Below are 25,087 nucleotides of genomic sequence, written 5' to 3' on the forward strand. Positions count from 1 at the left end.
CGGCCGTCGGGCCGCCCTTGGCTGCTACGCTGCCCAATCATGAAGAAGTTCGTGGCGCTGCTCGGTGCGGCAAGCATCGCGGCGTCGTCATTGGCGGGATGTACCCCCAAGCCGGTGTCCGCGCGCCCAGTTGCTGAGCAATTCCTGGAAGACATGGAAACCCGCAATAACAAGGACTTGGCGCAGCTTGTCGATGATGGCACGACCGCCACGAACACTCTTGACGCAACCTTCGCGGGCCTGCAAGCAGAGGGGCTCGACGTTGAATTGACCGACGTTGAACAGGAGGAAGCCAAGGCGACTGCGCACTATTCAGTGACGTGGGCCCTGCCGCGCAATCGTTCCTTGCGCTATGACACGTCCATGGCCTTGACGCGCAAGGATAAGGACTGGACCGTGCGCTGGCAGCCCAGCATTATCCACCCCGACCTCGGTGCGCACCAGCACCTTGAGCTGCGATCGATAGCGCCTAAACGCGCTGGTGTGGTCTCCTCCGATGGGGTGGAACTCATGTCTCCGGGCTTGCAATACCGGCTCGTCGTCGACACCGACGCCGTAGACGACCCACGCCCCGTCGCCGCGAAAGTATCCGGCGCGCTGAGCCAAGCTCATCAAGAGGATGATTCCATCCCGGAGATTGACTCTGGTGAGCTAGCCAAGAATCTCGAAGAAGTCGATGGCGCTTATTCGGTCACCATGCTCAATGAGGCTCAGGCAGCGCGGCTGCGCCCAGTCCTGGAGAACCAGAAGGGGATTCGCTTTAACGAGGAACCGGCGCTCATTACACGCGATACTGGTTTGGCCCCGGATATCCTCGCCCGCGTGCGTTCCCTGGTCTCCGAAGACGTAGACGGCAAGAATGGTTGGTCCGTCTCGGTAGTCAACGAGCACGGCGCCGCGCTTTCCGACGTCGAGTATCACGAACCCGAGGCAGCCCCTTCCGTCAAAGTTTCGCTGGACTATGACGTCCAGCGTGCCGCTCAGGAAGCGGTCAATCTGCGCCCCGAGTACGAGGCCATGATCGTGGCCATGCGCCCCTCGACGGGCGAGATACTTGCTGTGGCCCAAACTCCAGAAGCGGATAAGAAGGGCGATATTGCCCTCCAAGGACAGTTCCCTCCCGGATCGGTGTTTAAGATCATTACGGCCTCGGCGGGCGTCGACAAGCAAGGCCTTTCGCCAGACTCCATCGTGCCGTGCCCCGGAACCATGGACCTGTATGGGCGAACCGTGACCAACTACAACGGTTTCTCCCTCGGCTCGGTGCCGCTGCGCCAAGCCTTCGCGCAATCTTGTAACACCACCTTCGCGCAGATCTCGACGGACCTGCCGAAGGGAGAGCTGCGCGATGTGGGCAAGCAATACGGACTGGGCATCGACTATGAGGTGCCGGGGCTCTCGACGCTCACTGGCTCCGTCCCCGAGGGCGAGACTCCTCTGGAGCGCACGGAAGCTGGCTATGGTCAGGGCCTGGACCTTGTGTCTCCCTTTGGCATGGCCCTTGTCTCTTCGACAGTTGCGGCAGGCAAGACCCCGACGCCAACGCTCATCGAGTCACGCGAAACCAAGGTTTCCGAGGAGGTCCCCGCGCCCAGCGGGGAAACCCTGGCTCACGTGCGTGACATGATGCGCCAAGTAGTGGCGAGCGGTACCGCCGCAGGAATGCAGGCCCAGGGGACCGTCTACGGCAAGACCGGTGAGGCGGAAATCAACGGCGGCTCGCACGCCTGGTTCACCGGATTCCGGGATGATGACATTGCGTTCGCAACACTCGTCGTTTTGGGTGGTGGCTCGACGATTTCGGTCAACATCACCGATGATTTCTTGCAGCGTCTGGACGCCCTCCGCGCGGAAGGCCACGGCGAGGTTGCTCCCGCACAAGAGCAGTAGCGCGTGCTCATAAGCGCGCCAATGGGGCTCTTTGTCGGGTGCTGGGGAAGAGGGCTACCATGAGTAGTTATGGCTAAGCGCGCGATGCTGAAACAAGAAAAAGATACCCCAATCCGCAAGGTACCGAAGGATATTGAGCGCCCCGAGTACGTCTGGAAGGACACGGTTCAGGAAGCTCAGGGCGAGCCATTCGTGCAGACCCCGGAGGTTATTGAGGCCATGCGTGAGGCCTCCCGGATTGCCGCCAACGCCCTTCAGGAGGCGGGAAAGGCTGTGGCTCCCGGTGTGACCACGGATGAGATTGACCGCGTTGCGCACGAGTACATGTGTGACCACGGCGCATATCCGTCGACGCTGGGATACCTGGGGTTCCCGAAATCCTGCTGTGTTTCCCTCAACGAGATTGTCTGCCATGGCATCCCGGATACCACGGTGATTGAGGACGGTGACATTGTCAATATCGATGTCACTGCGTTCAAGAATGGTGTCCACGGCGATACCAACGCTACTTTCCTTGCTGGCAACGTCACCGAGGAACACAAGCTGTTGGTCGAGCGCACCAAGGAAGCGATGATGCGCGGCATTAAAGCCGCAAAACCGGGCCGTGAGATTAACGTTATCGGACGCGTCATTGAGTCCTACGCTCACCGCTTTGGCTACAACGTGGTCACTGACTTTACCGGTCACGGTGTGGGCCCCACCTTCCACAACGGGCTGGTCGTGCTGCACTACGATTCCATGACCTACCGCGACATCCTCGAGCCCGGAATGACCTTGACTATCGAGCCGATGATTAACCTGGGCTCGCTGGATTATGAGATTTGGGATAACGGCTGGACCGTCCAGAACACGGATGGAAAGTTCACCGCCCAGTTCGAGCACACCATCGTGATCACCGATGATGGCAACGAGATTCTCACCCTTCCGGATGAAGCCTAGCGTTTAAGCGCAGGCGTTTAAGCGCTAGGCGCCTAAACATTGCCAAAAAGAAACAAAGCCCTCCACCTCCCGTGCGGTACACGGTGGGGCGGAGGGCTTTGTACTGCCAGTAAAAGCGTGAACTAGAAAGAGACGTTCTTGATGGCCTGGCCAACGTAGTCCGGGATAACGCCGGAGTACACAGCGTAGTTGTAGGCAGCAACAGCGGAGGAAACAGCAGCAGCGGCAACCATAGCGATGGTGCCACCACGCCAGAGGTCCAGCCACTGCGGAACCTGGGACGGGTTCTTGGTGGAGCCGAAGGCGTCAGCACCATTACCGGTGATGTTGCCGTCGGTCACGCCGCCCAGCTTGGAGGAGAGGGAGCCGTCGCCCTCAGAAGAGAGTGCGGAAGACATCTCGGAGGAAGTAGCATCCTTCTGCAGCTCCTCCTGAACCTGCGCGTCAGTCAGGCCGGAGCCCTCAACGGCCTCAGCGGCGGAAGCAACGGTGGTGCCAGCGAAGGCGACGGTGACGGCGGTTGCAGCAGCAACGGCGGCGGTGCGGAATTTACGCATCTTGAGTAAAGCCTTTCAAAAAGTGGGTTAGAAGGGGAAGGGGAGAACTACATGCCGAACTTGAGGTAGTTCAGTGCCGGGCCAACCAGACCACCAGCGATGGTGATGACGGTGGCGACGATGCCGATGCCAGCAAGAGCCTGTGCCCACTTCGGCTCGGTGGAGATAGAAGAGTTCTGGCCGAAGATGTTCTGGCCGTTGGCTTCCTTGTCAGCCTCGAGCGCCTTGCCCAGTGCGGAGGAGCCGCCAGCCTTCTGGGTACCCTGCTGCTCACCAGCGGTTGCGGAAGAGTTGGTAGCGGAATCGTTGCTGCTGCCCTCTGCAGCGGAAGCAACGGTGGTGCCGCCGAATGCAACAGCGAGAGCGGTAGCACCGGCAAATGGTGGCCTTGCGAATGCGCTTAGTGTGAATCCTTTTAAACCTCGTAGGAACTGGAGTAACTATAGGGTGCCCCAAGTCACTTGAGCGATTCTAGCGTAAACATTGACAGGATTCACTGGAACGGCACCACTCTTAGATGTTTACTTGAGGCCGCCAAATCCCCCTGTCGGGCACACCACTGTAGCAATTCACTCAGCAATTATTAAGAGAGTTAGAGTATCTCCACAGTTCATCGGTGCCTAGGCATGCAAAAGCGCCCACCCCCACGATGCGAGGATGGGCGCTAACGAAGTGCGCTGAGTCAGTCAGCGTACCCGCAACTTAATTAGCGGCGGAAAATCGGGTCCAGCACGTGTGCCGGAACGATGTTGTTGTACACAGCGAAGTTGTAGGCAGCGAACAGGGCGCCTGCAATTGCGGTGCCGAGGGCAGCGTAGGTGCCGCCACGCCAGATCTCAGCCCACTGCGGGTTATCCTCGGCGCGCTTCTTGCCGAAGAGGTCCTCGCCGGTGACCTTCCTGTCCTTCTCGGTAGCGGTGCCCCACTTGGAGGACAGGGTCTCGTCGGAGTCGTCTTCCTTGACCTTGTCGTATGCGGAGGACAGGTTGGAAGAGGAGGTGTTCTCGGTCTCGTTGTCCTCTGCAGCGAAGGCAACGGAGGTGCCGGCGAAAGCAACGGAAGCGGCGGTTGCAGCGGCAACGGCAGCGGTGCGGAAGTTACGCATGAAATTTAAACCTTTCGGAAAAAGTGTGTAAGGGAGACGTCTTAGAAGGACGGGCCGTGGACGAAGAAGTTGTACACAACGCCGATGAAGCCAGCTACGGAAGCGATGGCGCTAGCGATGCCCAGGCCGTAGAAAGCCTTGGCCCAAGCCGGCTGGTCGCCGAGAGTGGTGCACTCTTCCTCGGTCTCGTCAGCATCGCAGTTCTCGTGCTTGGAGGAGCCGAAGATGGCGCGGCCGTCAGCCGCAGTGCCCTTGTTGTCGTTCTCATCAACGTAGAACCAGTCACCAATCTTGGAGGACAGGGAAGCCTCGGAGTTGGTGTTGTCCTCAGCGGAGGAGGAGCCGTTGGCGTCCTCAGCGAAAGCGACGGTGGAGCCGCCGAAAGCAACAGCGAGAGCAGTAGCGCCGGCGATGGCTGCATTGCGGATACGCATATCAAAAGTCCTTAGAGTCGTACGTGCAAAGCCTCCAGAGTAGGAGGCTTTGATTTACAGGGATAGGGATTATTTTGGTATCCCCAAAACACACTGAGCCGGTAGAGAGTATCGGCTCGTTCCGGTGTCTGTAATTAACCTAGCCAACGGTCAGGCAAAATGCACGTCAGTTTGAGTCTTCTTTTAAGCCCTCACGGCTATCACCCCCAAAATGGGTGAAATTCTGAAAGGGTGCTGACAGATGTTGTTGGTGTTAAAAAGTGCTTGTGCCCTGGTTCAGGGCTTTTGGTGAAATTAGTTTAATCGCAATGTGAAAAAGATCACTCAATTCGATGTAGCTTTCACTCCTGCCACTCTAGTCCCAAAACTGCGTTTTCCACTACTTCTGGCAGTGCCGGGTGGATCCAGTATTGCGAGCGAGCGAACTCGCGTATATCAAGGTCGTAGACCATGGCAGTGATCAACTGCTGTATAAGAGTGGACGCTTGTGGGCCCATGATGTGGGCGCCGAGGAGCTTGCCGGTGGCACGATCGGCCACGAGCTTGCAGATGCCTGTTGAGTCTTCCATAGCCCATCCATAGGCAACGTCGCCAAAGTTCTGCACCTTCACCGTGACGTCATAGCCCTCTTCGCGGGCTTGTGCCTCAGTAAGTCCCACCGTCGCAATTTGCGGGTGGGTGAAAATGGCAGCGGGGATGTGCTCGTGCGGCATGGGACGGAGGTCTTCAGGATGCAACAGATTGTGCTGTACCGCTCGTTGCTCCGCATTGGCTACGTGCTTGAGCATGTAAGGAGAGGAGACATCGCCGAGCGCCCACACGCCCTCGCAGGTCGTGCGACCAAACTCGTCGACCTTGATGCGCCCGTCCTCGTGCATTTCAATACCGCTGGTAGAAAGATCCATCTGATCGCCGTTGGGCTGGCGGCCGGTGGCCACGAGGATGGCTTCCGCCTCCACGACATCACCGTTATCCAAGGTGAGGCGTACACCGTCTGCGGTTTCCTCTAGTGCTGTGGCGGTGCCAATGCGTACGTCGAAACGTTCGCGTGCGATGTCGTTGAACCGGGAGCTTAAGTCTTCGTCAAGGAAACGGAGGAACTTTTCCGAACGGTTGACCACGGTCACTTCCGTACCCAGGCCGTCGAAGACGTGGGCAAACTCCATGGCGATATAGCCGCCGCCGACAACGATGAGGCTGCGCGGCTGCTTCTCAAGCCGCATGATGTCCTCGTTGGTGTGGACCGGCACGGAAGAGCTGGCATAGGGTTCGGGCAGTACAGGGCGTGAGCCGGTAGCAATAACGATGTTGTCACCGGTGATGATGTCATCGCCCGCTTGCAGGGTTTTCGATCCGATGAACCGAGCATGTTGATCAAAGACTGTAATATTGGGCGTTTCCTCGCCACGGCGGTACTCTTCGCCGCCGCGGGCGATCTGATCGATGCGGTTGTGGAATACGCGCTCGACAATGCCGTCCCAATCCACAGCATCCACGTGGGCGCTGAGCCCAAGACGGGTTGCCTCGCGCGCGGCGAGTGCCACGTCGGCAGCGTAGACGTACATCTTCGTTGGGATGCAGCCCACGTTGAGACAGGTTCCGCCGAAGGTTCCCTTTTCGATGATGGCGATGGATTTATCGTCGAACTCAGGGGAGGGGATTGAATTTCCCGACCCAGTGCCGATGATGACGAGGTCAAAGTGCTGTGCGGAAGTCATGCCGACCATTCTAGAGGCTGCCTAGCCGCAACCCGTGCAGGCCGAAAAGCGCGAGGTGGGCGAGTCTAATCCGTCTCAAGAGGAGCTACGGTGCGCAACCATTCCGCGGCGGTGGAGAGGGCTTCCTGCAGCGGCTCGGGGCGGGAAAGAAAGAGATCGTGGCGCCCATTACTTACAACGTGGAGCGTATAGCGAGCGCTGAGCTCCTTGGCCCATCGCTGGCTTTGGCGTACGTCCACAACAACATCGGCGGTGTTAGAGGATTCGCTATAAGGCTGATTGAGCTCGGAACGCCCTGAAGTCATGGTCAGCAGTGGGAGTCCCATGTCGATGCGACCGGAATGGATCGCGTCGAAGCCATGGAAGACTGCTGCTACCCAGCCCAGGTATTTCGGGTGCCCGCCCAGTGGCTTGAGGCGACGGTCGAAATCCCAGTCGCCCTGCTCTTCGGAATGGATAGATTCCCCGTAGGCAGTAAGATCGCCTCCGGGAATCGGGAACTTTGGGGCGATGGCAGCGCCGGCATAGATTACGTGCTTGAGCACCTCATAAGTCTTATCCGCCATTCCCATCATGGCCAACCAGGGGCTGTTGAAGACGACACCGGAGATGCGGGTGAAGCGTTCGCGGTCCTGGCGGCGAAGGCGATCAAGCCAGAGTGCGATGATGGTGCCGGCGGTGGAGTGGCCCATGATGACGACACGCGGGTTGGGGAGGGCGTCGAGAGCCGCGTTGAGGTCGGCATCGTAATACTTCATATCGCTGATGTAATGCCAGGTTTGGCCGTCCCTCCGGGAGCGCCCGCACTTGCGCAAGTCGAGAGCATAAAAGGCATAGCCGAGCTCATAGAAATAGCGCGCTACGTGATCGTGGAAGAAGTAATCCGTCATGCCATGGACCCACAGCAAGGCGGGGCGGTCATCGTGGGCATTCGTGTCGGGACAGTAGCGCACGAGTGTCGCGCACACATCGCCCTCGCCATCAGGGTCGGCGCCGAGTTCAAGGGTGGCGGCTTGGAAATCGGGCCCGAGGCGATCTGTTGACCATTCGAGTTCGTCATATGTCATGGAGCTCATGATAGGCCGTACAGTCAGGTGCGTCCGTCGGGGCGGAGCGCTAGCCACAGTTGTCCTGCACCACAAAAGGGGTAGTGGTTTCATATTCGGGCATTTATTTTCCCAGGAATGCCTATTTCTCATTTAGGGGCGTAAAGTGGAATTAATGCTTGACGGACCTCTCGTAGGGGAGGTCTGTATGCCGGTTTGCTTCCTAGCATCGTCGAGCGCTTTCTCACCGCGCCCTGTGTACCCACATGCGCAGGGCACTTGACCACAACGAATACATCGACTCAAAGAGGTAATAAGTACAGTGTCCTCCGATAAGAAGACAGCACAAGTAGTAGACGAGGTTGAGGTCGCACTCATTGGTACAGGTATTATGAGCGCCACCCTCGGCGCCATGCTGCGTGAGCTCGAGCCCAGCTGGACGCAGATGGTCTTCGAGCGTTTGGACGGCCCTGCGCTTGAGTCCTCTTCCCCGTGGAACAATGCCGGTACCGGCCACTCCGCGCTGTGCGAGCTGAACTACACCCCAGAAAAGAACGGCCGCATTGATGTTTCCAAGGCTATGAACATCAATGAGAAGTTCCAGGTTTCTCGCCAGTTCTGGTCCCACCAGCTCAACAACGGCATCCTGACGGACCCGAAGGCCTTCATCAACCCGGTTCCGCATGTGTCCTTCGCTCAAGGCTCCATCCAGGTGGATTACCTGAAGCGCCGTTTCGACGCGCTGAAGGATAACCACATGTTCCCGAACATGCAGTTCAGCGACGATGACGCCACCTTCCAGGAGAAGCTGCCCCTGATGTCCCAGGGCCGTGACTTCAACTCCCAGAAGGTTGCCATCTCGTGGACCGATGCGGGCACCGACGTCAACTTTGGCGCCCTGGCTAAGCAGTTCTTCACTGCCGCTAAGGCTGCCGGCACCGAGATCCGTTACGGCCACGAGGTCGTTGATATTAAGCGTGATGGTTCCAAGTGGCGCGTGGTGGCAAAGAACCTCCACACCGGTGACTACCAGGCTGTCCACGCCAAGTTTGTTTTCGTTGGTGCCGGCGGTTACGCACTCGACCTGTTGCGCAAGGCTGGTGTCCGTGAGGTTTCCGGTTTCGCCGGTTTCCCGGTCTCGGGCCTGTGGCTGCGCTCCAAGAACCCGGAGCTGGTCAAGCAGCACCACGCCAAGGTTTATGGCAAGGCTGCTGTGGGTGCTCCGCCGATGTCCGTGCCGCACCTGGACACCCGTGTCATCGACGGTGAAGAAGGCCTGCTGTTTGGCCCCTACGGCGGCTGGTCCCCGAAGTTCCTGAAGAAGGGCTCCTACCTGGACCTGTTCAAGTCCATCCGTCCGGACAACATCACCTCTTACCTGGGCGTGGCAGCACAGGAGTTTGGTCTGACCAAGTACCTGGTCACTGAGGTCCTCAAGGACTTCGACAAGCGCGTTGAAACCCTGAAGGAATACGTCCCGAGCGCGGATCCGGCTGATTGGGAGACTGTTATCGCCGGCCAGCGTGTCCAGGTGATTAAGCCAGCGGGTGCACCGCAGTTCGGCTCCTTGGAGTTCGGCACCACCCTCATCAACAACCCAGAAGGCAACATCGCTGGTCTGCTTGGCGCTTCCCCGGGTGCTTCCATCACCCCAGCCATCATGATTGAGCTACTGGAGCGCTGCTTCGGTGAGAACATGATTCAGTGGGGCGACAAGATCCAGGAGATGATTCCTTCCTACGGAACCAAGCTGTCCAAGGACAAGAAGCTCTACAACGAGATGTGGGAGTACACGCAGAAGACGCTGCAGCTGGACACCAAGTAATCTCGCTCTTCGCCTCATCGGCGATTCTCTCGCAGGTAATTCTCAGTAATTGGCAGGAAGCGTTCAGTGCACCGGAACGCTTCACCAAGGACAGCGCCCCATAATGATGGTGTGCGTTTGAGAGAGCGCATGCGAGAGAGATAGAGAGAACCCCAGCCACGCGGGGCGGTCGGCCTGAGAAACCGACCGGGAGCGTGGCAGTGAAAGATAGAGACGCACCGCCGCCCCGAGACTCCGTTTCCTTTCCTACGGAGACCTCGGGGCGGTGGTGTGTTTGCTTCTGTTTGCGCTCGTGGTTCTTAGGTTCCGCAGTAGGTGAGATAGCCTTCGGTGCCGCCGGGCTGCTCATACTCCGGCGCAGCATCAAAAGGATGCGTGGTGGCGTGCAGAAGACGGGCGAACTCTTCGGCATCGCCCAGAGCGCTTTCGACCAGCCGCGGCCGAGGAATCACGCGCGGCACGGTTCGCTCGAGCAGCACAGCGTCGGGGCTACTTGCGCAGTAGGCATCAACGAAACTTCTATCCTTGAGGAGTTCATAGGCCGCCGCAGGCTCGCCCGCCGCGGCACTGACAAGGCTGCGGTTGGCTTGTGTGAGGTCCGGGGCGGCCTGCACGAGGGCAGCGTTGTAATCCTGGAAAAGCTCTTCGGGCATCTGTAGGCAGCGCTGTGCTTCCTGGTGACGCGCTCTTTCATAACGCTCGCCAAAGGTATCAATGGCCTCTTGAGCCCAGGTGAGGGCGGTGTCAGGGGAGTCGTCGATAAGCGGAAGCAGTGACTCCGCCAATCGCGCAAGGTTCCAGCCCAACATGTCGGGCTGGCGCCCAAAGCGGTAGCGTCCCTGCGTATCGATAGAGCTAAACCAGGTGTTGGGGTCATAGCTTTCCATGAACGCGCAGGGGCCATAGTCAATGGTTTCGCCCGATAACGTGGTGTTATCGGTGTTCATTACGCCGTGAATGAAGCCCAGCTGCATCCACCCGGCGACCGTCGCGGCTTGTGTCTCCATGACGCGCGTGAATAGCTCCCGGAAGTCGGCGCCGGGGTAGTGGCGTTCACTGGTGTAGGCGGCAAGGCGCTGCAGTAGCCCAGGCGCCTGCGAGTGCGCGGCAAAGTGGAAGGAACCAACACGGATGTGGCTCGCGGCCACCCGCACGAGAACCCCTGCCTCTTCCACCATCTGGCGCTGGATGGGGCGACCGGTGGCAAGAACCGCCAGCGACCGAGTGGTGGGCACACCTAGGGCATGCATCGACTCGGAGAAGAGATACTCACGCAGCATTGAGCGCAGCGTGCCGCGCCCATCAGAGCCATAGCGTGAGTAGGGAGTCGGCCCCGTGCCCTTGGCATGCAGATCCCACAGGTCCGTGGGGTTGTGAGCGGTGGTGGGGCCGGTGACTTCGCCCAAGAGGAGGGCGCGGCCGTCACCCATTGCCGGGTTATACTGTCCGAACTGAAAGCCCGCGTAGGCCATCGCGTGCGGAGTGACTGCTCCACGGCCAAGGAGGAACTCTATTCCGTCCTCGCTGCGCAGCCAGTCTGGGTCGAGGCCGAGCTCGGCGGCTAGGTGCTCATTGAGCGCCACGATTCGTGGAGCTGGCTGTTCTTCCCCGCGGCTTGCCGTGACCATCTGTGGCAGGCGTTGGGCAAAATCGTTGTGCAGCTCAAAAGGCAGGGGCTTTTTAGTCATCGCGGGACCCCAGGGTTCCGCGCACGCGAATGTGGACGTTGCCGCCTACCCAGAGCTCGTCCCCGTCATCGTCGATAAAGACGCGGCCATCGCGTCCTATTTGGCTGCCTTGTGCCGCGGTATAGCGGGCAGGAACGGCGCCCTTGGCACGGAGGAACTGGGCGGCTCCGCCATTGAAGGAACCGGTGACGGGGTCCTCGAATTGCCCGGTGATAGCGCGAACCTCGTAGGCCGGCTCCGTATCCCCGGTGAGGCCGACCACGCCGACCTTGACGCCGGAGGTGGGTGTGGGGCGAAGCTTCCGCACGGTTTCAGCAGATTCGAGCTGGACCAAGCGCCAGCCAGGCCCGTTGTCCACCCAGCCGGAGTCAACGATGCTCTCTTCATCGATTCCGAGTACGGCGGCTGCTTCGGAGCGCTCGGCCTCACTGAGCTCCCCGTGGTGCAGTAAGGGCGGGGTAGCGAAGGCGAAACGGCCCTCTTCCTGGCGCACGGTGACTAACCCGACACCGCATTCCTGAATCAGGGTCCCGCTCTTTCCTAATAGCTCCGCCGCGACGCGCGCACTGCCCAGCGTGGGGTGACCGGCGAAGGGGAACTCTTCGTACGGGGTGAAGATTCGTACGCGGTAGTCCGCGCCAGGATCTGTAGGTGAGCACAGGAAGGTCGTCTCAGAGAAATTGGTCCAGTGTGCGATACGCTGCATCTCTTCGGTGCTCAAACCATCGGCATCCGCAACCACGGCGAGGGGATTACCGGTAAACGGTCCAGTGGCGAAGACATCTACTTCAAAGAATCGGTGCTGCATGAGGCCTAAGTCTAGTCGCACCGGCGGGTGGGGAGGTCTACGCTGGGCAGCATGAGCGAAGCACTTTTTAGCCGCGTCGAACCTATCCAGACCATGGCGGATGGGACCGTCAAACAGGTTAACCCTTTCTCCGGAACAGAGGTGTGGACCGTGCCAGGACGCGGCAACCGTCCGCTTGCGCATCCGGTGAAAGACCCGCAGCCGCTGGGGCCCGATGCCTTGACGCACAGCTGTGCTTTTTGCTCAGGCCGCATGTTGGATACCCCGCCGGAAAAGTCCCGCATCTTGGCCTCGGGGGAGATTCAACACGGCCTTCTTCCGCACGAGCTGGATAACTCCCAGCCGCTGTTTCGCCGCGTTCCGAACCTTTTTGAAATCGTGTCTTATGACTATTGGCACGAGAACTATGGCTTCACCATGGACCCAGACCTAGCTCGTCACAAGGAGAAGTACGAAGGCGACGAGGCTGGGCGCCTGCACGTACTTAACGTGGTGCGCACCAAACTCAAGGCAGCGGGCAAGGATACCGCGCTGGACGACGATTCTCTGCTCGTCCTCGCCGATGGTTTCTTCGGCGGCGGACATGATGTCATTATCTCCTCGCGGCACTTCGTGGATGGGGCCGTCGATGATAGTCAGCTAGCCTCCTCCGGCACGCTGAGCCCCGATGAGCACTTCCTGCTCACAACCTTCACTGCGGAATCGACGCGCGAGCTCTACCAGCGCAACCGCTATGCTTCCTATGTCGCTGTATTTCAGAACTGGCTGGCACCGGCGGGCGCGTCCTTCGATCACTTGCATAAGCAGCTCGTCGCGATTGACGCCCTGGGCATGGCCGCTCACCAGGAAAATGCGATTCTGCGTGCGCACCCCAACATGTACAACGACTGGGCTGTGGGCTATGCGGCAAAGCGCAACCTCGTCATCGCAGAAAATGATTATGCGGTGCTCTTCGCCGGATTTGGCCACCGCTATCCCACACTGGAGATCTTCTCCAAGTCACCGCGCTGTGAACCGTGGGAACAGAACCCGGAGGAAGTACGTGGAATGTCGGATCTGATTCACGCGGCCCACGCCGCGGTGGGGCCGGACGTGGCCTGCAATGAAGAATGGCACCACCGTCCGCCCAGCGTGGACCTGCCTCAGCCGTGGCGCGTCATGCTCAAGCTCAGGGTATCGACCTTGGCTGGCTTTGAGGGCGGCACGAAGGTCTACATCAACACCATTGATCCGTGGGGTTTGCGTGATCGCGTCGTGGACGCCATGTTCCGCCTTCGCGAGCGCGGAAAGATTGCTTCCGGCATCTCTATCGCCACTGAGTGCGAGCTCAAGCGCAATAGTTTGCGCTATAACCCATTGGTTTGAATGGCCCCGCTTCGCCTGAGCCAGATAAATAGATAAATAGATAAATCGGCGGGCGTAGATAAATTGATAAATGGATAAATCAGACCACGAGCACCAGCTCGGTGCTGCGCAGTTCGGTGCTCATGCCCGACTCTTGGGCTACGCGGGCGGCATCCTCGAGGGTGGAGACGCTCTCGCCCTTGAGAGCGAGTACGCGAGCGAGCTCCCCCTTGTAGTGCTTGTTGAAGTGAGAGACCACTTTGCGCGAACCGTCCTCCTGCACAGTCTCCACGCGCACCGTGGCAGCGTCCTTGAGCTTGCCCAGTTGCTGGTAGGTACCCGAGCGCATATCGAGGAGGAACTCGCCAGCGTCGACAAGCGCACGCAGCTCATCCGTGATGGCCGTACCCCACCGAGACTTCAGCGTCCGCCCGCCCAGTTTCGTACTACCGGAGAGTCGATAGTGCGGGATGAGGTCATCGGCGCGCACCAGACCAAACAATGCATCGCCCACGGCGAGGTAGCTCCGCGCTTCCGGGGGAAGGGTGGGGGCGTCGAGGGCGTCGTAGAGCACGCCCGTAAACCGCTCCAGCGCGGGCATGGTGGGGGAGGAGGCCAACTCGCGGTTGGACTCGGCTTCTCCACGCAGCTTCTCAGAGAGCTTGAGCACCTCCAGCGCTTCATCGACGTCGAGGGCCGACAATTCTGCAGCGATTTCTTGGCGGATGGGGTTGAGCGCCGGGAAGGAAAGCTTGTTCCAGTTCACGGCTGCGCCGCTGCCGCCGTGTGCTTTGGTCTCAGAAGGAGGGAGGATGATCAGCATGGCTACATGCTAGCGATGTAGACTGAGCAACCATGATTACACGTCTTTCTGAGCTTTTCCTCCGCACTCTTCGTGAGGATCCGGCTGATGCCGAAGTCCCCAGCCACAAGCTTCTCGTCCGCGCAGGCTATGTGCGCCGCGTCGCGCCGGGTGTGTACACCTGGTTGCCATTGGGACTGCGCGCCATGCGCAAGATTGAAGACGTAATCCGTCAGGAGATGAACGCCATCGGCGGCCAGGAGATGCTCTTCCCGGCGTTGCTGCCGCGCGAGCCCTACGAGGCATCGAACCGGTGGACGGAATACGGCGATAACCTGTTCCGTCTTAAGGACCGCAAGGGCGCTGACATGCTCCTGGGCCCGACCCATGAGGAGATGTTCACCACAGCGGTGAAGGATATGTACTCCTCCTACAAGGATTTCCCGGTCACGCTGTACCAGATCCAGACGAAGTACCGCGATGAGGAGCGCCCGCGCGCCGGCGTGCTGCGTGGCCGCGAGTTCACTATGAAGGACTCCTATTCCTTTGACATGACGGATGAGGGGCTCGATGAGTCCTACGCCCGCCACCGCCAGGCTTATCAAAACATCTTCAACCGTCTGGAGATTGATTACGCCATCTGTAAAGCCACCTCTGGTGCGATGGGCGGCTCGGCCTCCGAGGAGTTCTTGGCTGTGTCCGAGGTGGGCGAGGATACCTTTGTCCGCGCCACGGAGGGAGAGTACGCCGCCAACGTGGAAGCCGTGGTCACTCAGGCTCCGGAGGAGATTCCCTTCGAAGGCCAGCCGGACGCGCAGGAGCATGAGACTCCGAAGTCCGAGACCATCGAAACGCTGGTGGAGTGGGCTAAGAGCGCCGGCATTACTGTCGCTGGCCGCGAGGTCACCGCAGCGGACACCCTCAAGTGCATGATGATCAAGGTGGCTGCCCCTGCGGCTACGGAGGAAGAGAAGGAATGGGAGCTCGCGGCTGTTCTTATTCCGGGCGACCGCGCGTTGGATGAAAAGCGCCTAGAGGCTTCTCTCGAACCGGCCGAGTTTGAGCTCGCCGATGAGGGGGACTTCAAGAAGAATTCCTTCCTGGTCAAGGGCTACGTTGGGCCGCGCGCTCTCAACGCACACGGCGTGAAGGTTTATGCCGACCCGCGCGTAGTCTCCGGCACCTCGTGGATTACTGGCGCGGATACCCCGCAGCGCCACGTCGTCGGCTTGGTGGCCGGCCGTGACTTCACCGTGGATGAGTTCATCGAGGCCGCGGAGGTCAAGGAAGGTGACCCGGCGCCGAATGGCCAGGGCACTCTGACCCTGGAGCGCGGCATTGAGCTGGGCCACATTTTCCAGTTGGGTCGCAAGTACACCGAAGCCTTTGACGTGCAGATTCTCGATGAGAACGGCAAGCGCGCCGTTCCCACCATGGGCTCCTACGGCATCGGCGTGACCCGAATGCTCGCTGTTTTGGCAGAGCAGCGCCACGATGAGAAGGGCCTCAACTGGCCTGTGGCCGTAGCCCCGTACCAGGTGCACGTGGCTGTGGCTAATAAGGACGCTGCCGCCATGAAAGCCGGTCAGAAGCTTGTGGAGGATTTGGACCGTGCGGGCATTGAGGTGCTTTTCGACGACCGCCCCAAGGTCTCCCCAGGCGTGAAGTTCAAGGACGCCGAACTACTCGGCATGCCCTTTATTGCAATCCTTGGTCGCTCCTTCGCCGACGGCATCATTGAGCTGCGCATTCGCGGTGGAGAGACCCGCGAGGTTCCGGCGGACGAGATCGTGGATACCCTCACCGAGCTCATCCGCGGCTAGCTGACAGGAAGCGTACGCTTGCGGGCATGAGTTCACACAAACCCGCACTGACGTACCCGATGGCCGGAGCACTCTCCGCCATGGGCATCATGCACTTCGCTAAGCCGGAGCCTTTCGAGTCGATCATTCCGCCGCAGTTGCCGGGGTCGGCTCGCTTCTACAACTTCACCTCTGGTGCTTGGGAGGTGGTGACCGGTGGGCTGCTGGCCAACCCTTCGACGCGCAAGCTTGGTGGCCTGTCCGCCTTTGCTTTGCTGGCAGCGGTGTGGCCTGCGAACTTCTATCAGGCGTACAAGGATCTTTCGAGTGGCAAGGCGTCCACTGGCAAGAAGATCTATCACGCGGTGCGCTTGCCGCTGCAGATTCCTGTTATGCGCTACGCCTGGTCGCTGTACGCGGACAAGAACTAGGCCACGCGCTTAGGCGGTGTGGAAGCGGTGCGATTGCGCCGCAACCGCAATGAGCCATCGCCGCCATGCGGTGGTGGCTTCATCGTCGCTGTCGCCTTCTGATGAGACCGCTGCGTGCGTCGCGGCATCAGTCCATTTCAACGTGTCATTGTGGGCTACCTCGTCGATGAAGAAACGAGCGGAGTCGGCATCATTCGGTAACCCGTCGGTGGGGGAGTCATAGGCAGCTTTCGGCTGAGGCACTGTGTCGAGCTGCGCGAGAGCCGCCTGCAGACGCAGGATGCGGTGCTCATGCAGGGAGAGGCGCTCGTCAATGGTTGCCTCCAGATCGGGGGTGACATAAGAGCGCGCGAAGTCAAGGGCATAAACCTGCTGGTATTCCCACTCGAGTAGCTCCGCCGCCTGATCCTGCTCCGCGGTGGTGAGCTCAGGCGCGTCCCCCGGTTCCGTGCCGTTCCACGCTTCGAGCGCAATGGCTTGGGCCACGACGAGTGCTCGGGACTCAGGTGCGACGTGGTCGAGCTGCTCCTCGGTGGCAGCGGAGGCGTCGCCCAACACGGCCGAAACATCTGCAGCTTCCCGCGGCTCGACATCCTGGTCGACCTCGCAGGAGCGCGGGGCCTCGCCCTCCTCATTGCGGCCACACAGACGATCAATCTCCGCGTAGAGCTCCTCAGCCTGCTGCGCGCGCAGCGACGCGGCGTCGGTATCGAGCTCCTTCAGCGCCGCAGCATCAGCGTTTGCTGCCTGCGCCAGCGAGGCTAGGGCTGGGTCAGCGTGCGGCCCAAAATAATCGACGACGGCATCGCTGGCTTGGCAGCCACTCAGCCATGGCGCGGCACAGAGGAACAAGGCAGGTACTACTACTCGGCGGTTCACGCGATAGACCCTACCCGCGTGGCCTAGTCTAGAGCGCATGGCATTCCCAACACCCGCACAACTTACTGATATCCTGCAGCCGGTCGCCGCGCGTCGGGGCCTTGACGTCGAGGACGTGAAGACCACGCGGGCAGGAAAGAAATCACAGGTCATCATCCGTGTCGACGGTGACGAGCGCCCAAGCTCGGATGTCATTGAGGAGCTGTCGCAGGACATTTCTGCATTATTTGATGCGAAGGAAGAGGCCGGCGAGCTCAACTTTGGTGCTGGATACACCCTTGAGGTCTCAACTCCAGGCGTGGATTTCCCACTCACTGCTGCCCGGCATTGGCGCCGTAACCGTCAGCGTCTCGTGGGCTTTGCGCTTGTCGGCGCCCCCGATACCACCCACGTCGCCCGCATCGGCGCCGTATCCGACGATGAAGAATCAGTGGCGCTCATCACGACTGTGAAGAAGGAGGTGCAGTACCAGACCCAGCGATTGGAAAACATCACCCGCGCGGTGGTAGAAATTGAATTTGCTCAACCTTCAGCACAGGAGCTGGAGGCGGCTATGCAGACGTTTGACTTCGCCGAGCAGAACTCGGCAACCCGAGAGGATTAATAAGTGAATATTGACCTAGAGGCACTCCGTACAATTCAGCGCGAGCGTGGCGTCCCCGTCAAGGACCTGCTCGAAGCCATCGCGGGTGCCCTTTTGTATTCTTATCTGGATTACCGCACTGAGTCTGCCGAGACCAAGGCGGCCGGCACGAAGTCCCGCGTGGACATCGATGCTGACAGCGGTGCTGTGGCTGTCATCGTCACCGAGAGCGATCCAGAGACTGGTGAGGTCATCAGCGAATACGATGACACCCCGGAGAATTTCGGACGCATCGGTGCCCAGGCAGTGCGTGATGCCATCCTGCGTAAACTGCGCGAGGACGAGGCCGAGCGGACCTACGACTCCTACTCTGAGCTCATCGGAACCGTCGTATCGGGCGTGGTGCAGCGCGATATCCACGCCAATAAGCGAGGCGTCGTCGTGGTGCAATTGGGCACCGAGCATGATTCGCAGGACGCTATTTTGCTGCCAGCTGAACAGCTGCCGGGTGAAAAACTCGAGCACGGCGACCGTGTGAAGGCCTATGTTGTGGGTGTCAACCGTAATGGTGCCAAGGTTCAGATCACGTTGTCGCGTACGCACCCAGAACTGGTGCGTGGCCTCTTCGAGCTGGAGATCCCAGAAGTTGCTGACGGCGCCGTAGAGCTTATCGCCATCGCTCGCGAGGCAGGACACCGTTCCAAGGTGTCCGTTGTGGGACACGCTAAGGGGCTCAACGCCAAAGGTGCGTGCATCGGACCGAAAGGTGCACGCGTGAGCAACATCATGCGGGAAATTGGCGGCGAGAAGATCGACATTATCGATTTCAATGAGGACCCTGCCATTTACGTCGGCAATGCCTTGGCGCCATCCAAGGTTGTCCGCGTTGAGGTCCTCGATCAAGAGGCGCAGGTGGCTAAAGTCACCGTGCCGGACTACCAGCTCTCGCTGGCTATCGGCAAGGAAGGTCAAAACGCCCGCCTCGCAGCGCGTCTGACCGGATGGAAGATCGATATTCACTCGGACGCTGCACGCGATTAAACCGCGCCGGAATTAAAGGTTTGGCCCGTTTTCGCGTAGACTAGACAACGGCCCACATGCAGGAATGCTGTGGCGTAGTAACAGTGGCGGCGCAACGTAAGGAGTTGGATGTCTCAGGGACAACGACTCCGTACTTGTATCGCCACGCGCCAGAAGCATCCCGACACGGAACTGCTCAGAGTCGTTGCCGATAGGAACGATCCTGAAGGTCGCCGTGTTGTTCCAGACCCGCGTCGCAGGCTTCCCGGAAGGGGAGCATGGATTACGCCGAATCTGGAAGCAGTAGCGCTGGCGGAGCGAACACGTGCCTTCAGGCGCGCGCTCCGATTGTCCACTGATGTGGACACAGGTCACGTACGTGAGTACCTTGCTGCACGGCAGCAGGTGCAGTCGGCGGGCGTTAGCCCGTGCGGCCCAGAGTTAAAAAGGAAGACCGAACACTGATGAGCGCACAACCATGAAGCAGCATCAGCGATGAAAGTCCATAGCCATTAACTAGGGGTCAAGCCGTATTTCCGCGGTCTTGGCTCCTAGGACGATTAAAGAGGAGACAAGTGCCCGGAAAGCTACGTGTACACGAGCTGGCAAAACAGCTCGGTGTAACCAGCAAGGAACTACTCGCCACGCTGAAGGAACAGGGCGAGTTCGTTAAAACCGCGTCCTCGACCATCGAACCGCCGGTGGTTAAGAAGATGCGTGCGCACTATGAAGCTAAGGAAGACCAGGGCGGGGAGAAGAAGGATAAGCCCGCCGCATCCGGCTCGAGTGCGAAGAAGCCTGCCGCGAAGAAGCCGGCAGCCAACCAATCTGCTACGTCCGCGCCGAAGCCTGGTGCCACCCCGAAGCCGGGATCTCATGCCCCGAAGCCAGGCGGTGCTCCGAAGCCGGGTGCAGCTGCACCGAAGCCAGGCGGAACCCCGAAGCCGGGAGCAAACGCACCCAAGCCGGGTGGCGCTCCGAAGCCGGGCGCTCAGCAGAAGAGCTCGGCTAAGAGCGGCGAACGCGCTACGCCGCGTTCTATGCCGAAGCCGGGCGGTACTCGCCGCGTAGCCAACAACCCGTTCTCCACGGGCGGCTCCAGCGATCGCCCCAGCCCGGGACCCCGTCCGGGGGGCTCTAAGGGTCAGCGTCCGGGCGCTAAGCCGGGCGATACCCGCGGTGGCAAGGGCGGCGGACGCCCGCAGGGTGAAGGCAACAAGGGTGGCGGAGGTCGCCGTCCGTCGCCGGCCATGATGCCGTCTCACCCGAACCCGGCCAGCATGCCGTCGAAGGCACCGGGTGGCGGTGGCGGCGGTCGTGGCCGCGGTGGTCGCGGTGGTCCGGGCCACGGTGGACCCGGTGGCGGCCCCGGCGGCTTCCGCGGTGGTCGCGGCGGTCGTCGCGGCGGCACTGCCGGTGCGTTCGGCCGTCCTGGTGGCGCTCCTCGTCGTGGCAAGAAGTCGAAGCGTCAGAAGCGCCATGAGTTTGAAGAGCAGCAGAAGCACGAGGTAGGCGGCGTACGTCTGCCTGACGGTGGCGGCAAGGTTGTACGCCTGCGTCGCGGTGCTTCCCTGGCGGACTTCGCTGAGAAGATCGGTGCCGATCCGGCAGCATTGGTACAGGCACTGTTCAACCTTGGTGAAATGGTGACCGCAACGGCTTCCGTCTCCGAGGACACCCTGCAGCTACTTGGCTCTGAGATCAACTACGAGGTTCAGGTCGTCTCCCCAGAGGACGAGGACCGTGAACTGCTCGAGTCCTTCGACCTCCAGTTTGGTGAGGACGAGGGCGGCGAAGAGGCTCTGGAGAAGCGCCCGCCGGTCGTGACCGTTATGGGTCACGTTGACCACGGTAAGACCCGCCTGCTCGATACCATCCGTAAGACCAACGAAGGTGCGGATGAGGCTGGCGGCATTACCCAGGGCATTGGTGCTTACCAGACCACCGTCGACCTTGAGGATGGCGAGCGCACCATTACCTTCCTGGATACCCCTGGTCACGAGGCCTTCACGGCTATGCGTGCCCGCGGTGCCAAGTCCACCGACTTGGCCATCCTGGTGGTTGCTGCTGATGACGGCGTGATGCCGCAGACCATCGAGGCAATCAACCACGCCAAGGCCGCGGATATCCCGGTTGTGGTGGCAGTGAACAAGATTGATAAGCCAGAGGCATCTCCGGACAAGATTCGTGGTCAGCTCACCGAGTACGGCCTCGTACCGGAAGAGTACGGTGGCGACACCATGTTCGTGGACATCTCCGCTAAGAACAACATCAACATTGATGAGTTGTTGGAAGCTGTCATCCTGACTGCTGATGCTGCGCTGGAGCTCACCGCGAACCCAGACATGGACGCCCAGGGTGCTGCTATCGAGGCACACCTCGACCGCGGCCGTGGCCCGGTGGCTACTGTCATCATTCAGCGCGGTACGCTGCGCATCGGTGACTCCATCGTCGTCGGTGACTCGCACGGCCGTGTACGCCGCATGCTTGATGAGTTTGGTAACGACGTCGAAGAGGCCGGCCCGTCCCGTCCGGTTCAGGTCCAGGGCCTTAACGGCGTGCCGGGAGCTGGTGACAACCTGCTCGTCGTTGAAGACGACCGCGTGGCACGACAGATCGCAGCACAGCGCGACGCCCGTAAGCGTTCTGCACTCCAGGCAAAGGCACGCAAGCGTGTGTCCCTCGAGGATCTGGATGCAGTGCTCAAGGAAACGTCGACGCTCAACCTTATTCTCAAGGGCGACAACGCCGGTTCGGTCGAAGCCCTCGAGGATGCGCTTCTGGAGATCGACGTCGACGACGAGGTACAGCTCAACATCATCGACCGTGGTGTTGGTGCCGTCACTCAGACCAACGTTTCCTTGGCAGCTGCTTCCGACGCCGTCATTATTGCCTTCAACGTCCGCGCTGAGGGTAAGGCCACCGAGGAAGCAAACGCCGAGGGCGTTGATGTGCGCTACTACACGGTGATTTACCGCGCTATCGAAGAGGTCGAGGCTGCTCTCAAGGGCATGCTTAAGCCCATCTACGAGGAGCGCGATACCGGTTCCGCAGAGATCCGCGCACTGTTCAAGTCCTCCGCTGTCGGCACCATCGCTGGTTGCATGGTTACCGAGGGCAAGGTCAAGCGCAACGGCAAGGTTCGCCTCGTGCGTGACGGCAACGTCGTCACCAGCGATGCGAAGATTGAGTCGCTGCGTCACGAAAAGGATGATGCCAACGAGATCAATGCCGGCTACGAGTGCGGTATGGTCCTGTCCTACCCGGACATCCAGGTAGGCGATATCATCCAGGCCTACGAAGAGGTCGAGGTCCCACGCGACTAATCGCGTGCAACAAGCTCGCCTGTGATTGAAGCCCAGCCAGTATTTCTGGCTGGGCTTCGTCGTTCTTTCGGTGCGGTTTAGGCAGGCCGTGTCGGATCGGTATCCTAGACTAGTTATCACGAACAGAACTCAAAGGAGCATCACCATGGTTGATCACGCACGTGCCGCCCGCATGGCCAAGCGCATCCAGGCCATCGTGGCCAGTGCTATCGAACGCCAGATTAAAGATCGCCGCCTTGAATTGGTGACTATCACCGACGCCCGCGTTACCGGTGACCTGCATGATGCCACCGTGTTCTACACCGTCCGCGGTAAAGATATTGACGCGGAGCCTGACTTCGACCAAGCTGCTGAAGCCCTCAACCGAGCCAAGGGCCAGCTTCGCAAGATTGTGGGCGACCAGCTCTCAGTACGGTTTACTCCGACACTGTCCTTCGAGCTTGATACTGTTCCGGAGGCTTCGGCGCACATGGAGGACCTCCTTGCTCGTGCCCGCGCTCGCGACGAGGAGCTGGCGAAGTTGAAGGAGAACGCGAAGCCGGCCGGTGATGCTAACCCGTACAAGACCTCGGATAGGGAAGAGGACTAAGTGTCACGGACCAACTACGAAGCTGCAGTAGATGCGCTGGTCCAAGCCAGCAGTGTCTGCATCATTACACATCTGCGTCCCGATGCTGATGCAGTAGGTTCGGCAGCGGCGCTAACTCTTGCCCTGCGCCAACGTGGTAAGCAAACCCGCACGGTCATTGGTCAGCGTCGTGATATTTCCGCCAACCTATTTTCTATTCCGACCGTGGATGAGATCGAGTTGGTAGACGAGCTTCCTACGGGCTATGACCTGTACGTCACCCTGGACTGTGGCTCGTTGGACCGTACGGGCTCGGTAGCGGACAGCATCGCAGAGTTGGCCGCAGCCGGCCGTGTTCTGTGCATCGACCACCACTCCTCGAACGAGGGCTTCGGCTCGATTAACGTGGTGGATCCAGTGTGCGAGTCCACGACGGTCGTGTTGCTCGATATCCTCGATAGAATCTCCGTCCAGATTGACCGGGTTATCGCGCACTGCCTGTATGCGGGACTCGTGACCGATACTGGAAACTTCCGGTGGGGGCGCCCAGCCATGCATGACATTGCCGCGCGGCTTATGCTCTATGGGCTTGATACCAAGAACATCGCGCTTGAGCTCATGGATTCCAATACTGCCGATGACCTCCAGATGATCGGCCGGGTGCTTTCGGGGCTCACTATCCAGGAGGCAGGCGAGCACCGCCTCGCCGTGCTTTTCGTGCCGTACGAGGAAGTCATCTCCCACGCAGATTCTGCCATTGAGTCCTTCGTGGATTACGTCCGTGCCTTGAAAGGCACCGATATCGGCGTCGTCTTTAAAGAACAGGCGCCACAGGTATGGGCGGTGTCTCTGCGATCGTCCGCCGTCAACTGTGCGGAAGTGGCCCTCACCTTCGGCGGCGGAGGACACGTGCCAGCTGCCGGCTATACCGCGCACGGAACTCCTGAGGAGGTCACTGCGCAGCTGGTAGGTGCACTGACCTAAATGGAGCCAGAGCAACCAGTCAAGGTAACCGCCGGCGAGGTTTTTCGCCTCGCCATTCCCGCACTCGGTGTTCTTGCGGCTATGCCGCTCTACCTTCTGCTCGATACCGCAGTCGTGGGACGGCTTGGTGCCTCACAGTTGGCGTCGTTAGGCGCGGCGGCCACTCTGCATTCGGTAGTCACTACCCAGCTCACCTTCCTTTCTTATGGCACGACCGCGCGGTCGTCACGCCTGTTCGGCGCAGGCAAACGCGAAGAGGCCGTGGCCGAAGGCGTACAGGCCACATGGGTCGCAGTGGGCGTCGGAATGGTTTTGGCGACCATCATGTGGCTCTTCGCGGGTGTCTTTGCAACCTGGCTGACCGGTAATCCGGAAACTGCACAAGGAACAGCCCAGTGGTTGCGCATCGCGGCGTTCGCTATTCCTCTCACACTCATTGAGATGGCCGGCAATGGCTGGATGCGAGGAGTACAAGATACTCGCAAGCCCCTGTACTTCACCCTCGCTGGCATGATCCCGGGGGCCATCGCGGTACCCATTTTCGTTCATTTGTGGGGGTTGCCGGGCTCGGCCGCTGCCACGGTGATGGGAATGGGCATCATTGCTGCCTTCTTCCTGTGGGAACTGCGCCGTGAGCACACAGGCTCATGGGAGGTGAAGTGGCACGTCGTGCGCCGCCAATTGGTCCTTGGCCGCGACCTCATTGTGCGCTCAATGAGCTTCCAAGTGGCTTTTCTTTCCGCAGCGGCGGTGGCTTCCCGAATTGGCACTGCGCAACTTGCCGCACACCAGATCATGATGCAGATGTGGAATTTCCTCGCCCTCGTCCTGGACTCTCTTGCCATTGCTGCCCAAGCGCTGACTGGCGCTGCTTTGGGTGCCGGTTCTGCGCGCTATGCCCGCATGGTGGGCACGAAGGTGACGGTGTACTCCACATCATTCTCTCTAGCTCTTGCCGCCGTCCTGGCACTGGGCTCCGGATTTATCCCGCGTATTTTCACCACCAGCCCAGAAGTTCTTGACGTTATTTCTGGCCCTTGGTGGGTCATGACCTTTCTCGTTGTGATCGGCGGGGTGGTCTTTGCTCTCGATGGCGTGCTCCTGGGCGCGGGGGATGCCGCCTTCTTGCGCACGCTGACGTTGGCGTCTGTGCTTTTGGGCTTCCTACCTGGAGTGTGGTTGGCCTATGCCCTCAACGCCGGTTTGGCTGGAGTCTGGGGCGGCATTGCGGCATTTATCCTTATCCGCATGGTGGGCGTGATGTGGCGCTTCTACTCTATGCGGTGGGCACGGGTCTAACCCTGTGGTAAAAGTAGAGGGAATATTTATGTGAAGGAG

Annotated in this window: 22 protein-coding genes; 13 read left to right on the forward strand and 9 right to left on the reverse strand. The window is 60.0% G+C overall.

Annotation, left to right across the window (positions count from 1 at the left end; genetic code table 11):
* The first annotated feature begins 39 nt into the window (after positions 1-39).
* Both I6J72_RS03165 and map read left to right on the forward strand, forming a co-directional pair.
* A complete protein-coding gene (locus tag I6J72_RS03165) occupies positions 40-1,890 on the forward strand; it encodes a penicillin-binding transpeptidase domain-containing protein (RefSeq protein WP_204099889.1) in 1,851 nt (616 codons plus the stop codon).
* 69 nt (positions 1,891-1,959) lie between these two features.
* Entirely contained in the window at positions 1,960-2,829 is an 870-nt protein-coding gene (map, locus tag I6J72_RS03170) for a type I methionyl aminopeptidase (protein WP_204099890.1), read from the forward strand.
* Between the two features lie 122 nt (positions 2,830-2,951).
* Here map and I6J72_RS13105 read toward each other — a convergent pair whose 3' ends face one another.
* The 5 genes from I6J72_RS13105 to I6J72_RS03195 form a co-directional block, all read right to left on the reverse strand.
* A complete protein-coding gene (locus I6J72_RS13105) occupies positions 2,952-3,386 on the reverse strand; it encodes a hypothetical protein (protein WP_239107479.1) in 435 nt (144 codons plus the stop codon).
* 706 nt (positions 3,387-4,092) lie between these two features.
* Positions 4,093-4,491, reverse strand: a complete 399-nt coding sequence (locus I6J72_RS03180; protein WP_070445619.1) for a hypothetical protein — start codon at positions 4,489-4,491, stop codon at positions 4,093-4,095.
* Positions 4,492-4,532: 41 nt separating this feature from the next.
* Positions 4,533-4,925, reverse strand: coding sequence for a hypothetical protein (locus tag I6J72_RS03185; protein ID WP_204099891.1), 393 nt, complete (start codon positions 4,923-4,925; stop codon positions 4,533-4,535).
* A gap of 341 nt (positions 4,926-5,266) precedes the next feature.
* Complete coding sequence (gene mtr, locus I6J72_RS03190) at positions 5,267-6,652, reverse strand: mycothione reductase (protein ID WP_204099892.1); 1,386 nt, start codon at positions 6,650-6,652, stop codon at positions 5,267-5,269.
* Positions 6,653-6,708: 56 nt separating this feature from the next.
* Entirely contained in the window at positions 6,709-7,710 is a 1,002-nt protein-coding gene (locus tag I6J72_RS03195; RefSeq protein WP_204099893.1) for an alpha/beta hydrolase, read from the reverse strand.
* A gap of 301 nt (positions 7,711-8,011) precedes the next feature.
* On the opposite strand from I6J72_RS03195, the gene mqo reads away from it, so the two are divergent.
* Complete coding sequence (gene mqo, locus I6J72_RS03200; RefSeq protein WP_204099894.1) at positions 8,012-9,514, forward strand: malate dehydrogenase (quinone); 1,503 nt, start codon at positions 8,012-8,014, stop codon at positions 9,512-9,514.
* 299 nt (positions 9,515-9,813) lie between these two features.
* Here mqo and I6J72_RS03205 read toward each other — a convergent pair whose 3' ends face one another.
* Both I6J72_RS03205 and I6J72_RS03210 read right to left on the reverse strand, forming a co-directional pair.
* Positions 9,814-11,202, reverse strand: a complete 1,389-nt coding sequence (locus tag I6J72_RS03205) for a protein adenylyltransferase SelO family protein (protein ID WP_204099895.1) — start codon at positions 11,200-11,202, stop codon at positions 9,814-9,816.
* Positions 11,195-12,010, reverse strand: coding sequence for a PhzF family phenazine biosynthesis protein (locus I6J72_RS03210; protein WP_204099896.1), 816 nt, complete (start codon positions 12,008-12,010; stop codon positions 11,195-11,197). The genes I6J72_RS03205 and I6J72_RS03210 overlap by 8 nt, the downstream gene beginning before the upstream one ends.
* A gap of 51 nt (positions 12,011-12,061) precedes the next feature.
* On the opposite strand from I6J72_RS03210, the gene I6J72_RS03215 reads away from it, so the two are divergent.
* Positions 12,062-13,375: a DUF4921 family protein gene (locus I6J72_RS03215; protein WP_204099897.1), complete on the forward strand. Its 1,314-nt coding sequence runs from the start codon at positions 12,062-12,064 to the stop codon at positions 13,373-13,375.
* A 79-nt stretch (positions 13,376-13,454) separates the two neighbouring features.
* Here I6J72_RS03215 and yaaA read toward each other — a convergent pair whose 3' ends face one another.
* Positions 13,455-14,177, reverse strand: a complete 723-nt coding sequence (gene yaaA, locus I6J72_RS03220; RefSeq protein WP_204099898.1) for a peroxide stress protein YaaA — start codon at positions 14,175-14,177, stop codon at positions 13,455-13,457.
* 32 nt (positions 14,178-14,209) lie between these two features.
* On the opposite strand from yaaA, the gene I6J72_RS03225 reads away from it, so the two are divergent.
* Both I6J72_RS03225 and I6J72_RS03230 read left to right on the forward strand, forming a co-directional pair.
* On the forward strand, positions 14,210-15,979 hold the full coding sequence (locus I6J72_RS03225) for a proline--tRNA ligase (RefSeq protein WP_204099899.1): 1,770 nt from the start codon (positions 14,210-14,212) through the stop codon (positions 15,977-15,979).
* Between the two features lie 26 nt (positions 15,980-16,005).
* Complete coding sequence (locus I6J72_RS03230; RefSeq protein WP_039675881.1) at positions 16,006-16,389, forward strand: membrane protein; 384 nt, start codon at positions 16,006-16,008, stop codon at positions 16,387-16,389.
* A gap of 9 nt (positions 16,390-16,398) precedes the next feature.
* On the opposite strand, the gene I6J72_RS03235 is transcribed toward I6J72_RS03230, so the two are convergent.
* The gene (locus I6J72_RS03235) at positions 16,399-17,268 is read right to left on the reverse strand and encodes a hypothetical protein (RefSeq protein ID WP_204099900.1); all 870 of its coding nucleotides are present in this window, start codon (positions 17,266-17,268) and stop codon (positions 16,399-16,401) included.
* Between the two features lie 37 nt (positions 17,269-17,305).
* Here I6J72_RS03235 and rimP point away from each other — a divergent pair, with 37 nt between their 5' ends.
* The 7 genes from rimP to I6J72_RS03270 all read left to right on the forward strand — a co-directional run bounded on the left by rimP (position 17,306) and on the right by I6J72_RS03270 (position 25,048).
* On the forward strand, positions 17,306-17,872 hold the full coding sequence (gene rimP / locus I6J72_RS03240) for a ribosome maturation factor RimP (RefSeq protein ID WP_204099901.1): 567 nt from the start codon (positions 17,306-17,308) through the stop codon (positions 17,870-17,872).
* A 3-nt stretch (positions 17,873-17,875) separates the two neighbouring features.
* Complete coding sequence (gene nusA / locus I6J72_RS03245; RefSeq protein ID WP_039675875.1) at positions 17,876-18,892, forward strand: transcription termination factor NusA; 1,017 nt, start codon at positions 17,876-17,878, stop codon at positions 18,890-18,892.
* Between the two features lie 108 nt (positions 18,893-19,000).
* Positions 19,001-19,336 (forward strand): YlxR family protein, encoded by a 336-nt coding sequence (locus I6J72_RS03250; RefSeq protein WP_204099902.1) that lies wholly within the window; start codon positions 19,001-19,003, stop codon positions 19,334-19,336.
* A 110-nt stretch (positions 19,337-19,446) separates the two neighbouring features.
* The gene (gene infB, locus I6J72_RS03255; RefSeq protein ID WP_204099903.1) at positions 19,447-22,197 is read left to right on the forward strand and encodes a translation initiation factor IF-2; all 2,751 of its coding nucleotides are present in this window, start codon (positions 19,447-19,449) and stop codon (positions 22,195-22,197) included.
* Between the two features lie 145 nt (positions 22,198-22,342).
* On the forward strand, positions 22,343-22,786 hold the full coding sequence (gene rbfA / locus I6J72_RS03260) for a 30S ribosome-binding factor RbfA (RefSeq protein ID WP_039675870.1): 444 nt from the start codon (positions 22,343-22,345) through the stop codon (positions 22,784-22,786).
* The gene (locus I6J72_RS03265; RefSeq protein WP_204099904.1) at positions 22,787-23,749 is read left to right on the forward strand and encodes a bifunctional oligoribonuclease/PAP phosphatase NrnA; all 963 of its coding nucleotides are present in this window, start codon (positions 22,787-22,789) and stop codon (positions 23,747-23,749) included.
* On the forward strand, positions 23,750-25,048 hold the full coding sequence (locus I6J72_RS03270; protein WP_204099905.1) for an MATE family efflux transporter: 1,299 nt from the start codon (positions 23,750-23,752) through the stop codon (positions 25,046-25,048).
* Positions 25,049-25,087: the final 39 nt, after the last annotated feature.

Origin of the sequence: Corynebacterium sp. FDAARGOS 1242, from assembly GCF_016889985.1 — a bacterium.
GTDB classification, from domain to species: domain Bacteria; phylum Actinomycetota; class Actinomycetes; order Mycobacteriales; family Mycobacteriaceae; genus Corynebacterium; species Corynebacterium minutissimum_B.